The 15497-nt window shown below is 41.0% G+C and carries 14 protein-coding genes and 2 pseudogenes; 12 read left to right on the top strand and 4 right to left on the bottom strand.

The features are described 5' to 3' along the window. Positions 1-82 precede the first annotated feature (82 nt). Positions 83-827 (bottom strand): annotated as a pseudogene (gene upp, locus HUN01_RS32795) (uracil phosphoribosyltransferase). Between the two features lie 401 nt (positions 828-1228). On the opposite strand from upp, the gene HUN01_RS32790 reads away from it, so the two are divergent. Then, positions 1229-1870: a hypothetical protein gene (locus HUN01_RS32790; RefSeq protein WP_181929661.1), complete on the top strand. Its 642-nt coding sequence runs from the start codon at positions 1229-1231 to the stop codon at positions 1868-1870. A gap of 81 nt (positions 1871-1951) precedes the next feature. Here HUN01_RS32790 and HUN01_RS32785 read toward each other — a convergent pair. After that, positions 1952-2573: pseudogene (locus HUN01_RS32785) on the bottom strand (GTP cyclohydrolase II); the annotation flags it as partial. A gap of 288 nt (positions 2574-2861) precedes the next feature. Between HUN01_RS32785 and HUN01_RS32780 the strand changes: the two are divergent. Genes HUN01_RS32780 through HUN01_RS35820 form a run of 3 tightly spaced genes read left to right on the top strand, consistent with a single transcriptional unit; the run spans position 2862 to position 4005 of the window. Beyond that, positions 2862-3344 carry a tetratricopeptide repeat protein gene (locus HUN01_RS32780; RefSeq protein WP_069074385.1) on the top strand — a complete coding sequence of 161 codons (483 nt, stop codon included), beginning with the start codon at positions 2862-2864 and terminating at the stop codon, positions 3342-3344. A gap of 21 nt (positions 3345-3365) precedes the next feature. Continuing rightward, entirely contained in the window at positions 3366-3818 is a 453-nt protein-coding gene (locus HUN01_RS32775) for an ABC transporter substrate-binding protein (protein WP_238845857.1), read from the top strand. Then, a complete protein-coding gene (locus tag HUN01_RS35820) occupies positions 3778-4005 on the top strand; it encodes an ABC transporter substrate-binding protein (protein ID WP_238845855.1) in 228 nt (75 codons plus the stop codon). Before HUN01_RS32775 ends, HUN01_RS35820 begins: the two co-directional genes overlap by 41 nt. A gap of 17 nt (positions 4006-4022) precedes the next feature. Here the strand turns inward: HUN01_RS35820 and HUN01_RS32770 are convergent, their stop codons facing one another. After that, on the bottom strand, positions 4023-5234 hold the full coding sequence (locus HUN01_RS32770; RefSeq protein ID WP_181929660.1) for an ABC transporter substrate-binding protein: 1212 nt from the start codon (positions 5232-5234) through the stop codon (positions 4023-4025). 539 nt (positions 5235-5773) lie between these two features. Continuing rightward, on the bottom strand, positions 5774-7453 hold the full coding sequence (locus HUN01_RS32765) for an IS66 family transposase (RefSeq protein WP_181929659.1): 1680 nt from the start codon (positions 7451-7453) through the stop codon (positions 5774-5776). Between HUN01_RS32765 and HUN01_RS35815 the strand changes: the two genes are divergently transcribed. From HUN01_RS35815 to cysW, 8 genes are all read left to right on the top strand, one after another. Then, positions 7452-7769, top strand: coding sequence for a hypothetical protein (locus tag HUN01_RS35815; protein WP_238845853.1), 318 nt, complete (start codon positions 7452-7454; stop codon positions 7767-7769). The two genes, HUN01_RS32765 and HUN01_RS35815, sit on opposite strands and share 2 nt — an antisense overlap. 104 nt (positions 7770-7873) lie before the next feature. Next, positions 7874-9241, top strand: coding sequence for an FAD-binding oxidoreductase (locus HUN01_RS32755; RefSeq protein ID WP_181929658.1), 1368 nt, complete (start codon positions 7874-7876; stop codon positions 9239-9241). A 204-nt stretch (positions 9242-9445) separates the two neighbouring features. Beyond that, positions 9446-9637: a hypothetical protein gene (locus HUN01_RS32750; protein ID WP_181929657.1), complete on the top strand. Its 192-nt coding sequence runs from the start codon at positions 9446-9448 to the stop codon at positions 9635-9637. 50 nt (positions 9638-9687) lie between these two features. After that, positions 9688-10734 (top strand): RNA 3'-terminal phosphate cyclase, encoded by a 1047-nt coding sequence (gene rtcA, locus HUN01_RS32745; RefSeq protein WP_181929656.1) that lies wholly within the window; start codon positions 9688-9690, stop codon positions 10732-10734. A 546-nt stretch (positions 10735-11280) separates the two neighbouring features. After that, the gene (locus HUN01_RS32740; RefSeq protein ID WP_181929655.1) at positions 11281-12045 is read left to right on the top strand and encodes a sulfite exporter TauE/SafE family protein; all 765 of its coding nucleotides are present in this window, start codon (positions 11281-11283) and stop codon (positions 12043-12045) included. A gap of 298 nt (positions 12046-12343) precedes the next feature. Continuing rightward, the gene (locus tag HUN01_RS32735; protein WP_181929654.1) at positions 12344-13489 is read left to right on the top strand and encodes a sulfate ABC transporter substrate-binding protein; all 1146 of its coding nucleotides are present in this window, start codon (positions 12344-12346) and stop codon (positions 13487-13489) included. Between the two features lie 241 nt (positions 13490-13730). Continuing rightward, on the top strand, positions 13731-14594 hold the full coding sequence (gene cysT / locus HUN01_RS32730; RefSeq protein WP_181929653.1) for a sulfate ABC transporter permease subunit CysT: 864 nt from the start codon (positions 13731-13733) through the stop codon (positions 14592-14594). Beyond that, positions 14581-15456, top strand: coding sequence for a sulfate ABC transporter permease subunit CysW (gene cysW, locus HUN01_RS32725; protein WP_181929652.1), 876 nt, complete (start codon positions 14581-14583; stop codon positions 15454-15456). Before cysT ends, cysW begins: the two co-directional genes overlap by 14 nt. Positions 15457-15497: the final 41 nt, after the last annotated feature.

Genomic DNA, 15497 nt, shown 5'->3' with positions numbered 1-15497 from the left:
GATGAAGGTGAAAGTAGTTAATCAATGATTCAGATAATGTTGGAATCACTACATTGTTCATCATTTGCTTATAGTAATCAGCTTATTTTGTGCAAAATAAGCGTAGGCGTAGCCCGCCGCAGGCATCGCCTGCATCCCCCAATCCAGGAATAATATAGCCATGTTCATCCAAATGGTCATCAATGGCAGCGGTATACAGCGGCACATCAGGATGTACATGAAAAAAACGCTCTATACCTTCCGGCGCAGCGAGTAAGCAGACAAACTTAATTCATAAGGGATTAGTTGATTTCAGTCGTTCCACAGCTGCCACAGCTGAATTACCAGTGGCTAACATTGGGTCTACTACTAGCATATCTCGCTGCTCAACATCATGGGGAACTTTGAAATAATACTCAACAGGAATCAGAGTTTTCGGGTCACGGTATAAACCAATATGCCCCACCCGTGCTGATGCCATTAACTCCAACATCCCATCCAAAATTCCCTGTCCTGCCCGCATCACAGAAACTAGCACCAACTTTTTCTCAGGAGCAAGCATTGGCGCACTCATCGGGGCTAGTGGTGTTTTAATCTGTTCATATTTCAGTGGTAAATCCCGTGTGACTTCATAAGCCAACAATAGGCTAATTTATTTAAGGAGAGTACGGAATTTTGTTGTACTAGTACCGCAAGGCGGAATTAAAAATTAAAAATTAAAAATTAAAAATGAAGACATGGGAATGGGTGGTTTATTTCCGCCGTGATGTACTAGTTTCAGCTTTACGCATCAGCGTTAGTTTGTGCTGAATCAATGGATGTTCAATTAGTGTTACTTGATTGTACATATTTTAGGCAAAACTGGTTGAAATAAGAATTTTAGAAATCGTGTTGCATAAGACTTGGACTTACTCTTAATAGATGGTATACCTGTAATAATGAGATTATGGGTTTGGTAATGCACCTTATATTTGACTGCATTTTGGGAATAGATTCTCCAAAACGTGCAGCTTTTAGAGTTGTGTATTACATGGCAAGTGCAAACAGCTTAATCAGAACATGCGCTGGGGGATAGAACCCCACATCGGGCAATCATACTACACCAATAGTCATATATCAGAATATTCTCTCAACTTAGCGATCGCTAAGTTTATGTAGTCTAAAAAGGGCGACGGCTAATCTCGGCTGGAAAAACAAATTGTAAGCTACAAAACCATCTTCAAGAATTAATTAATTCTGTGAAAAAATTATGGCAGCTTTTTTGTATCCAGTCTATACGATAGCCACTTTCGGGTTGGCAATCTGGGGAATTAGTTTATTTCAACAATCACACAGAATTACCACAATTCTGCTGATTGTCGTGCTATCTGGAATGTTCTACGATAATTTGATTGTTTCAGTGGGTAGCCTAATTAATGAGGGCACTTTACTAAAATTACTTAACCGTCTGCGCTTTCTATTCCACAATTTATTTGTGCCATTATTAGTGGTGATCGCTGTCAACCTAGCATATATTGCAGGTGTAGCGTGGGCGAATAATCCAATTGTATACAAAGGTTGCTGGGCGATCGCTATAGGGCTGATTGTACTTGGCTTGGTAACTGACTTTCGACAACTAGAGCTAATACCGACAACTTTTGCTGGCACATTGCGTTACAAACCTAAAAGTTGTAGTGTGCCAGTTTTGACAATTTTCACAGCCTTGCTGGTAGCTGTGATAGGATTCTACATCTGGTGCCAAACACAATGGCTGTGGATGTTTATGGGAACGTTGATCATGCTTTTTGGAAATGTTTTGCCAAAGAGTATTTTTGGCCCTCTGATTGGTTCAGCGGTTGATTGCGTATTTATTCTGGCTATGTTGACAACGGAGTTAATGATGCCAAGCTAATTCGTAGTTCGTAGTTCGTAACTTCCAGAACGGCACTGAAAACAGTTGCAGCTGCTAACTGCCCGTTTTGAGATTTGCCCAAATCCGATCAATGCGGGTAATGCCCAACCAATGCAACACATCCGGCATTAATTCTTGGAAGCGCATCTTCGACTCCGGCGACACATTCTGTACGGGCAAAGTAGGCATCAGCGCGATCGCCTCCTTCTTAACGCTTCCGGGCATTGTAAACTAAGAATTTCGTCACCTCTCCTAAAGCGCGGCCTTCTTTGCTGCAATAGACAATTATACCGACACCGCCTTCCTGCGCGGTTTGGACGCACACTTCAATGCCATGTGCCAAATAGGGGCGACAAGTACAGATATCTGAGCCAAACACATCAGAACCGTTGCATTCATCATGAACCCGCACAGCTACCGGTTTGTTGGGATCAGCGATCGCAGCCAAATCACCGATAATATACACCGTCACGCCCCCAATTGGCGGCAAAAATACCTCCAAATCCGATCGCGTCACCAACTCTGGAAACATCCCGCCAGTTTGTTCAAATAAGGCGCGACGCAACTCTGATTCGGCAATGCCAAAACGCTTGGCAATTCCTGGTAAATACCAAACAGGTTCAACTGCGGCTTTGGTGACAACCAAATCACCACCTGGTTTCATAATCTTGCCATCTACCTGCAAACGACCTTTGTTTATGGCAATATGCCTGGAAACGTCGTTTTGCTTTGGCATAGTCATTATTTTTTAGGGATGTTTTTATCAGCTATTACTCACTAGGGATCTGTCAACTACCTCTAGTAAGTTTTTCTTTTTATGACTCTAAATGTCTAGTGTGGTATTAGTCGTATTGCTGAATCCCATAAATAACACAGAAAATTCATAATTAGCAATTAATCAGGTCAAATTTAAAGATGACTTTAAAAATGAATTAATAGATATATTTTGTGAGAAAGTTAATACAAAGGTATATTCACTGATCTCAAATTCATGGATTCTTTATCTATCAATTCCTTACTTGAAGAGTTGAAAAACCCCGATGCCACAGTCCGGGACAAGGCAACCAGAAAAATCTGGCGGATCTGGTTTCAGCAAAAGGGAATCTATGGGCTGGAAATAATTGACCGCAGTCAAAAGTTACTGGATGCAGGTGAAATTGCTGAAGCCGAAACAGCACTGACAGCACTTATAAAAGATCAGCCAGATTTTGCCGAAGCTTGGAATCGCCGCGCTTTCCTGTATTACAGCATTGGTGATTACCAAAAATCTCTGGCAGATTGTCAGATGGTTGTGCAGATAAATCCAATACATTTTGGGGCACTTCACGGTATGGGCTTATGCTATGCGGCACTAGGACAGTATGGACAAGCCATCCGAGCTTTTCAACGTGCTTTAGAAATTCAGCCCTATTCGCTAGTGAATCAAAAATTGATTCTAGAATGTACATTTAGATTCAGCTACAACGGCAGATAGGAGAGAGCATCATACTGTTTTATGAATCTGTCATCACCCTCATCAAGAGCAATTCATCGCCTTAATCACCGCAATTTTATTCAATACAGTTCTATCTGGATTGGTAGCAGCATTCTTGCTGCTTGTACTAACAGCAACCAACCGTCAACTAGCAATTCTCAGTTGAATAAAGTTACCTTTGGTACAACCTGGATAGCACAAGTAGAACACGGCGGATTTTCCCAGGCGATTACCACTGGTATTTACAAAGACTACGGTTTAGATGTAACCATCAAAATGGGTGGGCCGCAGGTTCCTAGTGGTACTCAATTGTTGATGAGGGATGCGGTAGATTTCTTTATGGGTTATGGCATGGATGCCGTAAATGCCATAGCACAAGATATTCCCAAAATCACAGTCGCAGCAATTTTCCAGAAAGACCCTTGGCGTCTCATTGCACATCCCAACCCAGCAATTAAAACCCTTTGCTATTGAAAAGCAGGGCGGTTTTCAACCAACGGTATTTTTATTAGCAGATTATGATTATCAACCGTATGCAAATACTATTGAAACAAAAAAAGAACTAGTAGACAAAAATCCCAAATTAGTGCAGCGCTTTGTTGATGCGTCAATTAAAGATTGGTATATTTATTTACGAGGATTCCTCCTGCCCATCGCATAGCATCAGCAACATTGCAACTATTTTATGCTTAAAAAAGAAAATTTACCTTTGACACCGTTTGGTTCCATCTTGAGTTGTGCAACGTAAAACTCTTTTTGAATTACATCACCTACTGGTGTAAAAGTAATTTCCCCAAGAGGAGTTTGAAACTTTTTTGTTAGTAACTCCTTATTCAATTCTGCACGCAATTGTGGCAATTTCAATTTATTAATGTTGCTTTTTTTATCTAAAGATTGAAGTGCTTCTACATATACCTGTAAAGCAGTAAAAGCTTGAGCACTTACTTGGGGTGGTTCTCTCTGATATTGTTCAAGGTAGGCTTTGCGAAATGCAGTGTTAATTTCACTGGCATATATAGGACTATAAGCTTGAGCCACAATCACGCCATCACAAAGCGCTCTGCACACAGAAAATATATGGGATGTGTTAAAACCATTGCCACCAACAATTATTCCTTTATAACCAAGTTCTCGTAATTGTTTAACTAAATTACCTCCATCTACAGCTAACCCGGATATAATCACTAAATCTGGTTTTAAATTAATAGCATCGCTGGCTTGAGCTTGAAAGTCGGTATCCGTAGTTTGAAACTTTTGGACTGTGACTAAATCCAATCCTAAATTTGTTACTGTTTTCTGAAAGATTTCTGTTTCCGACTTATTGAAAGCATCATTTTGAGCGTAGAATACAGCTACTCTTTTGATTTGAGGATTTTGTTTGAGCGCAGCTTTCACCGAATAAGGAGCGACAACAGCAACAGATGAAGAAACACGAGCTACATAATCACCAATTTCGGGAATACCTTTAGCAGTATTTGATGCTCCAATAACTGGGACTTGATTGCGTTCTGCTAGGGGATTAGCGCTAAAAGCTTGTTGTGATAGGGTAGGGCCAACAATGCCAACAACTTTATCTTTACTAATTAAAGTTTGAAAAGCATTAATGGCTCCAACTTCATCGCCACCAGTATCTTGATAGACTAATTTAATTGGTCTACCATTGATGCCTCCTTTGTTATTAAAATATTTCTCAGCAATTTTTACTCCATCAGTTCCTTCTTGACCAAGTAATGCTACATTGCTTGTTTGTGCAAAGGCGATACCAATAGGAATAGCATTAGCTACACCTGTTGGATTATTTGCATCATTACTGCCACTTCTAGCACAAGCTACCAGCAGCATAGAACATGTAAATAGTAAAGCAGTTTGATGTATGAGCACTTTTTTCATAGATGCGTGACCATGATGTTTGTTACGATTAGGATAATACTGGATTGTAGTTTATTACATCCAATAGTAATATCGCTGTAATTTCATATTTAAATTTAAACTTATATGCTGTTTCTCCGTCGCACTCAATCACAAAAAACACCAAATAACTTTTTTTGCTGACGTTTGGACATCAATTATAGTTGGGATGACAGCATTAGTCTTATGGGATATATTTGTGCGGATAACATATATAATTGCTTATATTTTTCCAGCCATTTATTAGTATTTAAAACTTTAATTACTGATTAAAATGAGCTTTTTCATCACTATTAATTACACTGCAAATCACAGTCTTTGCTTTTCTTACTGCGGCTATTTCTGGTTTACTTATGGCGCATTTTGTTCACCCAAAGTAAATGGATTGAACGCAGGTTATTTGTATCGGCTCAATAAGTCGGGGTAGCGAATAAAAGTAAAAAGACTTGCTAACATCCAATTTATTGAGAGTTAACTAGATTGTTCTAACGCAGGGATTCTATTTGAATGCAAACGCTTGACTATAAAGGTTGAGGATTAATAGAAAATTTTGAGCGAATAATAGTGTCCAATTCGGGGATTTTATCAGAGAGAGAAATCCGGTCATGTATATATTCAAAGAAGCTGATTCCCAATTTACGAGTAGTGGCAACAAGAGACATAAAAATGTCCCATGCCTTAGTACCCTCACTCGTTTGAGTGGCGTAACTAATTTTTCGTCGCTGCACCATAGTCCTAGCAGCTAATTCCGCCGGATTATTATGTAAAGGTAAGTTTGGATACTCTAAGACCAGCAGTAGTTCAGACTCTTTAGCTGCCGTTAATTTTTTTCGCTCATCTAATTGTTTATATCCAGTTTCAGTACCGAATAGCTGACAGAATTTAGTCTTTAATTCCTGTTTGGTTTTTTGGGGAAGGGGGAATTTCTGTAAGCGACTAATTCTCGGTAGTAATCCCAAAATTCCCCTAAAAATTTGTCTAATGTTTGTTGACAAAAACCAACAAATGGACTTAATTTTTTTATAATGTCTGGCTTCATGTACCCAACATAAAGCCAAATTATCTGTAATTAATTTGAATTGGGGTGCATCATCGCAGACCAGAAATTCTACCACTGGTATTTGAGATTGCTGATGATAGAACGAAATTGCAGCAGCTTCCAAAACACGAGTCCGGTATTGAGAACCTAGCTTGCTTAAATACGTATCCAGCAATGAATTAAACTCTAATTCAGTCAAAACTGTTTCTTGCGGCAACAATTTCATTTGATTGTGCCATTTAGTTGGGACATTAAAACTTGTAAGCAACTCGTAAGTCAGCCCATTTAGAACATATTCAAGCTCTTGTCTATTTTGCAAGACCCCAATTACGCTTAGTCGGTCTTTCTTAGCTGTAGTTGAGTAGACTGTGTACCAGGGGTTACAAATTACATTCGTGGTCTGATTTACTCCTTTAACACGGGCACTTGTTTGGTCTATATGCTGCCACGAGCTACTTTCTAACCCAGATGTATAAACTTGATTATATTCAGCTTCAAAATCGCCTAAGTTTTTGATGAGTAGATTTGATAAATAGCCAGCCGACATTGAGATCCCAATATTCTCTAAAAACTCTAGCAACTTACCTTGGGTCATATTACCGCCGTAATATAAGCTAATTACTAGAGCTTTTATTCCCAGATCAAATTCTCCATCGTAACCAGGTGGCAAAGATGCTAAATACGTTTTTTCCAACACTAGGCGAGTAATATTTTTCTTTCCCGGGAATAATACGTTATCAGTTAACAGTGAAATATCTTGAATGATTACCTCTTCATAGCCTTTGAACTGTGCATCAGGCGGTAGCTCACTCGCCGGATAATCCAGAATGCATGTCCTGTCTACTTTTATGCTCTGATTTTTGCTACTTTTCGTATGTTTTTTTGGAGTGTGTCGTTCTTTTTCGGATGAATGATTGCTCTTGAACCCTTTCGACTGATTGCTCTTGATTTCTGGTTTCCCCTGTTCGCCTTTCAGACGATTGTTTTCGTCCCGTAGTTTTTGGTTTTCTTCACGTAATTCTTTTATCTCTGATTGTTGCTGCTCTATGACGTTTAGCAGAACAGTTAATGTCTGGCGCAAGGATTCGTCTGCAAACTTTGAGGGGTCGATGGTTTGCAACAATGCCTCTACTTGTTTTTCTGGAGATTGCTTTTGCGCCATGTCATATATTCTACGACCCTATGTGCATCTCTCTACTTTGTTATTTTTTCTACTACCCCGATTTATTGAGCGGATACGGTTATTTCCCTATGCAGTCATTTTACAAACAACTCCCATATTTGCGATCGCACCCTTAATAATTCTCTGGCTAAAAAATAACACCTTCGCCGCCTTGGTAGTTTGTGCCTGGATTGTCACCTTTTTCCCCATCGTATCTAACACTACACTAGGACTCAACAGCCTTGACGGAATCTGCTCAACCTATTTCAACTTTAGTGCCCTATCTGACTTTATATTAAGTAAGTGGCATGAATAGTGCTGTGAAACATGAGAATTAAGATTTTACAACCCAGAGGAGCGCAGAGAATAAACTCCTCAGCGAACCTTGACGTTCCTCTGCGTAAAAAAAGGATATAAGCTATGACAATAAAATTGGATGCCCTGATTAATTCTCTAGAAGGGATAGAAACCATCACCGATTCCGCCCAAGTCGCAAAATTATCCCAGGATTACCACACCTTTAGTCCAGTGCTAGTGCCGAAACTAGAGGGAAAAGTGGGGGATATCGTAGTGCGTCCCGCCAATGAAGCAGAGGTTTTAAAAGTTGCAGCCGCCTGCGCGAAACACCGTGTACCTGTAACTGTGCGGGGTGCGGGAACTGGGAATTATGGGCAATGTGTACCGTTGCATGGTGGCGTAATTTTAGACATGACGCGGATGCAAGAGATTCCTTGGGTAAAACCGGGGGTGGCGCGGGTAGAAGTTGGGGTGAAGTTGGCAACTTTGGATAAAAAAACCAGAGAAATCGGCTGGGAAATCCGTATGGCCCCTTCCACGTACCGCACAGCGACAATTGGCGGGTTTATTGCTGGGGGAAGTGGGGGCATTGGCTCGATCCAATATGGATTACTAGGCGATCGCGGTAATATCTTAGCATTGCGAGTAATAACTGTAGAAGATGAACCCCGTGCGATCGAATTACGCGGCGACGATGTGCAAAAGGTTAATCATGCTTGGGGAATTAACGGCATCATCACCGAAGTAGAAATCCCCTTAGCACCAGCTTATCCTTGGGCAGAAGTCATTGTGACATTTGACGAGTTTATGACAGCAGCAAAGTTTGGTCAGGCTCTTGGTAATGCTGATGGCATGATTAAAAAGTTGATTTCTGTCTTTGCATCCCAAATTCCCCAATATTTTCATGCCCTACAACAGTACATTCCTGAAGGGACTCACCCAGTATTTTTGATAATTTCCGAACCGAGTTTGGAATTTTTACCAGGTTTGGTGCAGCAATATGGTGGCAAAATCACATATAAAAAACCAGCCGAAGAAGCAGGCAAAGGTATAAATTTAGCAGAATTTACTTGGAACCACACTACCTTACACGCTCGGAGTGTAGATACTGCAATTACCTACTTACAAAGTATGTTTCCTAGCGATGCCTCCGGCGGGCTGCGCCTACGCAGTTTAAAACTAGTAGAGCATATGTATCATCACTTCGGCGATGAAGTCATGATGCATTTGGAATTTTTTCGGGTAAACGGTGCTGTAGTTCCTGGTGCTTTGCAACTTGTGCGCTACACTACCGAAGAACGCCTCAATGAAATTATCCACTATCACGAAGAACAGGGTGTGAGTATTGCCAATCCCCACACGTGTATTATTGAAGAGGGAGGCAGAAAAGTAATTGCTCCTGAGCAATTAAAATTTAAAGAAATAGTTGATCCTTATGGGTTGATGAACCCCGGTAAAAGCAAGGTTCTTCAATTCAAGGTTCAAAATTAACGCCATGTGCAACTTTTACTCAAACCCAACCCCCTTTTATACTAGGGAATAGAAGTGAGGCCAAAATATTAAGTTGCACATCGCGTAAATTAGGAAACTACAGAAACATATATCAGAAATTTCTCTGTATATTTGTGTAACCTCCCTCCAAAAAGCTCGTTGTTGGGCGTTTATAATTTGTGGTTTGATTTTAAGAGCCGTGGTTTGAAGAAGAATTCAGAAGTCAGAATTCAGGAATCAGAATCAGAAAGTGGCGGATTAAGCGCGGAAAGTCGGAGCGACAACTTCCGCCAGAAAGATCAGATTGTGATGTTTTACCATGTATTCATTCCTCAGTCGGATTCCAATTCAATTCTGTTAGCGGTAGCGGGGCGTTTAGCCCATTCTGACTCCTGACTCCTGAATTCTTTTCAGAGAACCCAAAATCCAACATCCCAAAATCGCCCATGATTGAAATTGACGGTTCCTACGGAGAGGGAGGCGGACAAGTTCTCCGCACTTCCTTAAGTCTAGCCGCCATCACTGGCGAACCCATACGAATTACAGGCATTCGCGCTGGACGCAAAAAGCCAGGATTAGCAGCACAACACTTAACAGCCGTTCGGGCTGCGGGTAGAATTTGTAATGCCCAACTACGGGGTGATGCTTTGGGTTCAATGCTGCTAGAATTCATCCCAGGTAGTGCTGTGCAAGCTGGAATTTATACCTTTGATGTTAGTAAAGCACAACAAGGTGGTTCTGCGGGTGCGATCGCTCTAGTTTTACAGACAATTCTTTTACCTTTGGCACTAGCATCTGGTAATTCTCAGGTAACACTCAAGGGTGGAACTCACGTTAACTTTAGTCCCACAGTGACGTACATTGAGCAAGTTTATCTGCCCATACTGCAACGCATGGGAGTAGAAGCCCAAGTCAAGCTAGGCGCTTGGGGTTGGTATCCCCAAGGTGGGGGTGAGGTACAGTTGCAGGTAGATGGTGGTGGTAAACTCGGTGGGATCAACTTGTTGGAACGGGGAGAGTTACAACGGGTGCGAGGACTAGCAGTGGTGACAGAATTGCCTTCCCATATTCCCCAACGGATGGCAAATCGTGCCGAAAATTTGTTACGGGAAGCCAATTTGAAAGTTGCTGTACAGACTTTGCGAGAAAGAGGTGTGGCACCAGGGGCAGGTATTTTCCTAACTGCTGAATATCAGAACAGCTTGACTGGCTTTGGTGGATTTGGGCGATTACGGTTGTCGGCAGAAACAGTTGCAGAGATTGCTTGTCAGCAGCTGCTTGAGTTTCATCACACCGGCGCAGCAGTAGATGAGCATTTAGCAGATCAGTTATTATTACCAGCTGCTTTAGCATCACAGGAAAGTCAGTATCGAGTGGCTGAAGTGAGTAGGCATTTAACGACGAATGCAGCGGTAATTGAACAATTTGGGCTGGCGAAAATCACGGTAGATGAAGCGGAGAAAATCGTGTCCGTGATGTCTTTGAATAGATGAAATGATGAAATTTTTTACTTTCAGTTGACACTCATAAACAATTTTCTCTACAACAGATGTGGTTCACTGTTGTAATTTCCCAACTTATACAACAATACGCTTGGGTTAAGCGCTACTTGTACAAAATCATGGGTTTTTGAGACGCGATAAATCGCTTCTCGGTTGAGTCCAATACAAACCTAACCCCCAGCCCCTTCCCTACAAGGGAAGGGGAGCAAGATTCAAAGCCTCTCTCCTAAAAGGAGAGAGGTCAGAGTGTATTGCATCCACGCGAGAACCGCTATAAATCGCCGTCTCTACAAGTATTTTAGTTTTACCTGAACTGTCTTGACTTATACAACTTTCCCCAACTTAGTTGTTACCAATTTATATATAAAATACCACTTTTTTTGGTATAAAATTTATACTTTACACTGAATCTTATCTATATTAATATAATTAAATAATTCTGTAACTCTTTATATAACAAGAGTGTTAGATATCTTTTGTCTACTGCAATCATCACTACAAAGATGTATTGCTAACAACATAAGAATATAATTTATAATGACCACTCTTCAATTACTCTTCCTCATTACAATTTTCTTTATAACAAGTGTAATAAGTGTCATTACAGGAAGCACTTCTTTAATTACTGTCCCCATAATGTTGCAATTGAGTATTGAACCGCGTATTGCTCTTGCCACTAATATGTTGGCATTAACTTTTATGAGTGTTGGCGGTACATTGCCTTTTATTGGGAAAAAAGCAATTGACCATAGTCGCTTGCCAATAATGATTTCTCTAACACTTTTAGGCTCAATTATCGGTGCATTATTTGTTTTAGTTGTACCTTCAAAATCGATGCCTCTGATTATCTCAGTTTTGATGATTGTGGTTGCCGTGTTTTCAATCACTAATCGGAATGCTGGAATTGTTTCAAGAATAGGGAAACCATCAAAAATAGCAGAAGTTGGTGGATATGTGGCTACTTTTGTGCTTGGTGTTTATGGTGGTTTCTTTAGTGGTGGCTATGTCACCATGCTCACAGCAGCTTATGTCAGTCTATTTCAGATGACATTTGTGCAAGCAGTAGCAAACACAAAGTTTATCAACATCTTTTCTTCGCTGATTGCCACGATTATTTTCTTTACACAGGGAATAGTTGATTACAAACTAGGTATTATTCTGAGTATTACTATGTTCGTTGGTGGAATCGTCGGATCGCGAGTTGCTCTCAGACTCAGCAACATTTGGTTGCGGCGTATATTTCTCACTACAGTAATCGTCCTTGCACTAAAGACGTTACTTGATTTTGTTGCACTGCGTTAAGCGAAACCGATGTCTATGAAGGGCTACACCTACACTACAACAAACAAACTATCCTCAAAAATTAGCTATTCCCTAGCAAGTTGCTTGATATACCAGGTAGCTGATTGTGATGACAATTTGATAGTTGAAAATAAAAGCATTTGTAATTCCTCACATAACTGGTAGAATCACCATATTCTTGATAAAGAATCTGAGGTTTTTTGATATTTGCGACTGGATACATGAAATCATCCAGTATTATAAACAGTATATAACTGTATTCCCATCGATTATTTGTAGATTTAGTGGAGGAAATGGAATGAGTTTGTGGCAACGCCAACTGAAAAGATTAGAAGCGATCGCTGAACATATAACCTATAGGTTCAGACTAAATTCGCTCAAAGGCTTTGTATCACTCTTTTTGGTAGGTACTTTATTGAGTGTGGCACTTGCCGCCTGCTCTGGTGAGACTGGGAATAATTCTTCTACAGAAGCCCCCGCTGCTAGTCCTGTGGCTGCAAGTAAGCCAAATGTTGAAGTAACCCTAGTTTCTTTTGCTGTCACCAAAGCGGCTCACGAAGCGATTATTCCTAAGTTTGTAGAACAGTGGAAGAAAGATCATAACCAAACTGTCACCTTCAAACAAAGCTATGCCGGTTCTGGTACTCAAACTCGCGCCGTTATCGATGGCTTGGAAGCAGATGTTGTCCACCTAGCACTAGCTGGAGACACCCAAAAGATTGAGAAGGCTGGATTGATTCAGCCAGGATGGGAGAAAGAAGTTCCCAACAATGGCATTGTCTCCAAATCAGTTGCAGCACTAGTGACTCGTTCAGGCAATCCTAAAGGCATCAAGAACTGGCCAGATTTAGCCAAAGATGGTGTGAGATTGATTACTGCTAATCCCAAAACGTCAGGCGTTGCTAGGTGGAATTTCTTAGCACTATGGGATTCTGTGATTAAAACAGGTGGCGATGAGGCTAAAGCTACTGAATTTGTGACTAGAGTTTACCAAAATGTACCAATCTTGCCTAAAGATGCACGGGAAGCTACTGATACATTCGCCAAGCAAGGACAGGGAGATGTCTTAATCAACTACGAAAACGAAGTTCTTTTGGCACTGCAAAATGGCGAAAAGGTTGATTATGTCGTTCCCGACGTGAATATATCCATTGACAATCCGATCGCTGTGGTAGATACAAACGTTGACAAGCATGGCAACCGTGAAGTCGCTGAAGGTTTTGTCAAATTCCTTTACACTCCAGAAGCACAGCAAGAGTTTGTCAGATTAGGATTCCGTCCCGCTAATGAAGAAGTGGCTCAAAGTAAAGAAGCTACAGATAAATTTCCCAAGGTGAAAACTTTGGGTACCGTTGCAGACTTGGGCGGTTGGGAAGCAATTGATCAGAAGTTCTTTGCTGATGGGGGTGTATTTGACAAGATTCAAGCCCAAAAGAAAAGGTAACTAAAATAATTCGTAATTCGTAATTCGTAATTCTTAATGGCGCTCTTTAGGAGACGCTACACGAATGGTTAGAAGTAAGCTATGTAATTCGTAGAGTGTGCATAAAGACTATAGGAATTACGAATTAACAATTACGAATACTGACCTAACCAGACTCATAATACAGAGCAAGTAAATTTATTTATGAGTACTGCTAATTTTGAATTTTGAATTTTGAATTTTGAATTCGGAGCAAAGCGAAGTGACGACTGTATCTCCTTCTTTGGAAGTTGAACCCAAAAAACCGTTTTGGAAGAAATTGGCGCGGGTTCCTTGGACTTGGCGAATCACCATTGGATACTTGACGGTGATGTTGTTTATCCCCATAATTGCCATGTTCTTGAAAGCAGGTACAGAACCTCCATCTAGATTTTGGGCGATCGCAACCAGTGATATCGCACTATCTACCTATAATGTCACTTTTGTTACAGCAATATTTGCTGCCTTCCTGAATGGCATTTTTGGAACTCTGATTGCTTGGGTTCTGGTTCGTTACGACTTTCCCTTCAAACGCGTGATCGATGCCACAGTCGATTTACCATTTGCACTACCAACATCGGTAGCAGGGTTAACACTGGCAACAGTTTACAGTAATAACGGCTGGATAGGTTCACTACTAGCACCTTTAGGAATTCAGCAGATATCTTTCAGCCGGACGGGAGTAGCAGTGGCAATGATATTTATCTCACTACCTTTTATTGTGAGAACTGTGCAACCCGTACTTCAGGAAATGGAACATGAAATTGAAGAAGCCGCCTGGTGTTTAGGTGCTTCTCAATGGCAGACCTTTTGGAAAGTGATTTTGCCACCTTTATTTCCGACAATTTTAACTGGTGTTGCCTTGGGTTTCTCTCGTGCCGTTGGGGAGTATGGTTCGACTGTGATTATCTCTTCCAATACGCCATTCCAAGATTTAATCGCACCTGTACTGATTTTCCAACGGTTAGAGCAGTATGACTATTCTGGTGCAACAGTAATTGGCATAGTTTTACTATCAATTTCGTTGGTACTGCTATTGGCAATTAATTTCTTACAAGCATGGGCAAGGCGATATGACAGTAGATAAGCCAAGTTTTCACTCATCTGCATCTGATACAGATACAGTCAAGCCACAAGAGCAGAAGAGTTGGGTGCCAACACTTTTAATTGGGATAGCGATCGCCTATTTAGCCCTAGTTCAATATATCCCTGCAATCAACGTTTTTTTCCAGGCCTTCAGCAAAGGAGTTGGGCCATTTCTATCCAACCTGACACGAGCAGATTTTCTCAATGCAGTTTGGCTGACATTTTTACTGGCTGCGATTTCCCTGCCTTTAAATACAGTATTTGGGCTATGTGCAGCTTGGGCGATCGCTCGTCATAAATTCCCAGGACGCGCCATAATTTTGAGCATTATTGACCTGCCCTTTTCGATTTCACCCGTAGTCGCAGGATTGATGATTGTACTACTTTATGGACGACAAGGGTGGTTTGGGCCTTGGCTGCAAGCCAATGATATCAGGATTATCTTTGCCTTTCCAGGTATGTTGTTGGCTACAGCGTTTGTGAGTATGCCCTTTGTGGCGCGGGAAGTAATTCCTGTTTTAGAAGAATTTGGTAAGGATCAAGAAGAAGCTGCTAGAACTTTAGGTGCAAAAGATTGGCAAATATTTTTGCGTGTTACCCTGCCTAGTATTCGCTGGGGCTTGCTCTACGGTTTAATTTTGACCAATGCCAGAGCAATGGGTGAATTCGGGGCAGTTTCAGTGGTATCTGGCAACATTGCTGACCAAACCCAGACTTTACCACTATTTGTAGAAGATGCTTACAAACAATATGAAACTGAAGCTGCTTTCTCGGCGGCTGTACTGTTAGCTTTGCTAGCAGTCGTAACCCTAGTGCTGAAAGAGATTCTGGAACGGAAAACCCGCATAAAAGATGTTGAATAGAAAAATCAAGGAATTATAGTTATCCTTTGAATAGGATACAA

It is taken from the genome of Nostoc edaphicum CCNP1411 (assembly GCF_014023275.1).
Classification (GTDB): Bacteria; Cyanobacteriota; Cyanobacteriia; order Cyanobacteriales; family Nostocaceae; genus Nostoc; species Nostoc edaphicum_A.
Note: the sequence above shows the minus strand (reverse complement) of the source record. Positions and strands in the feature narration are given on the sequence as shown.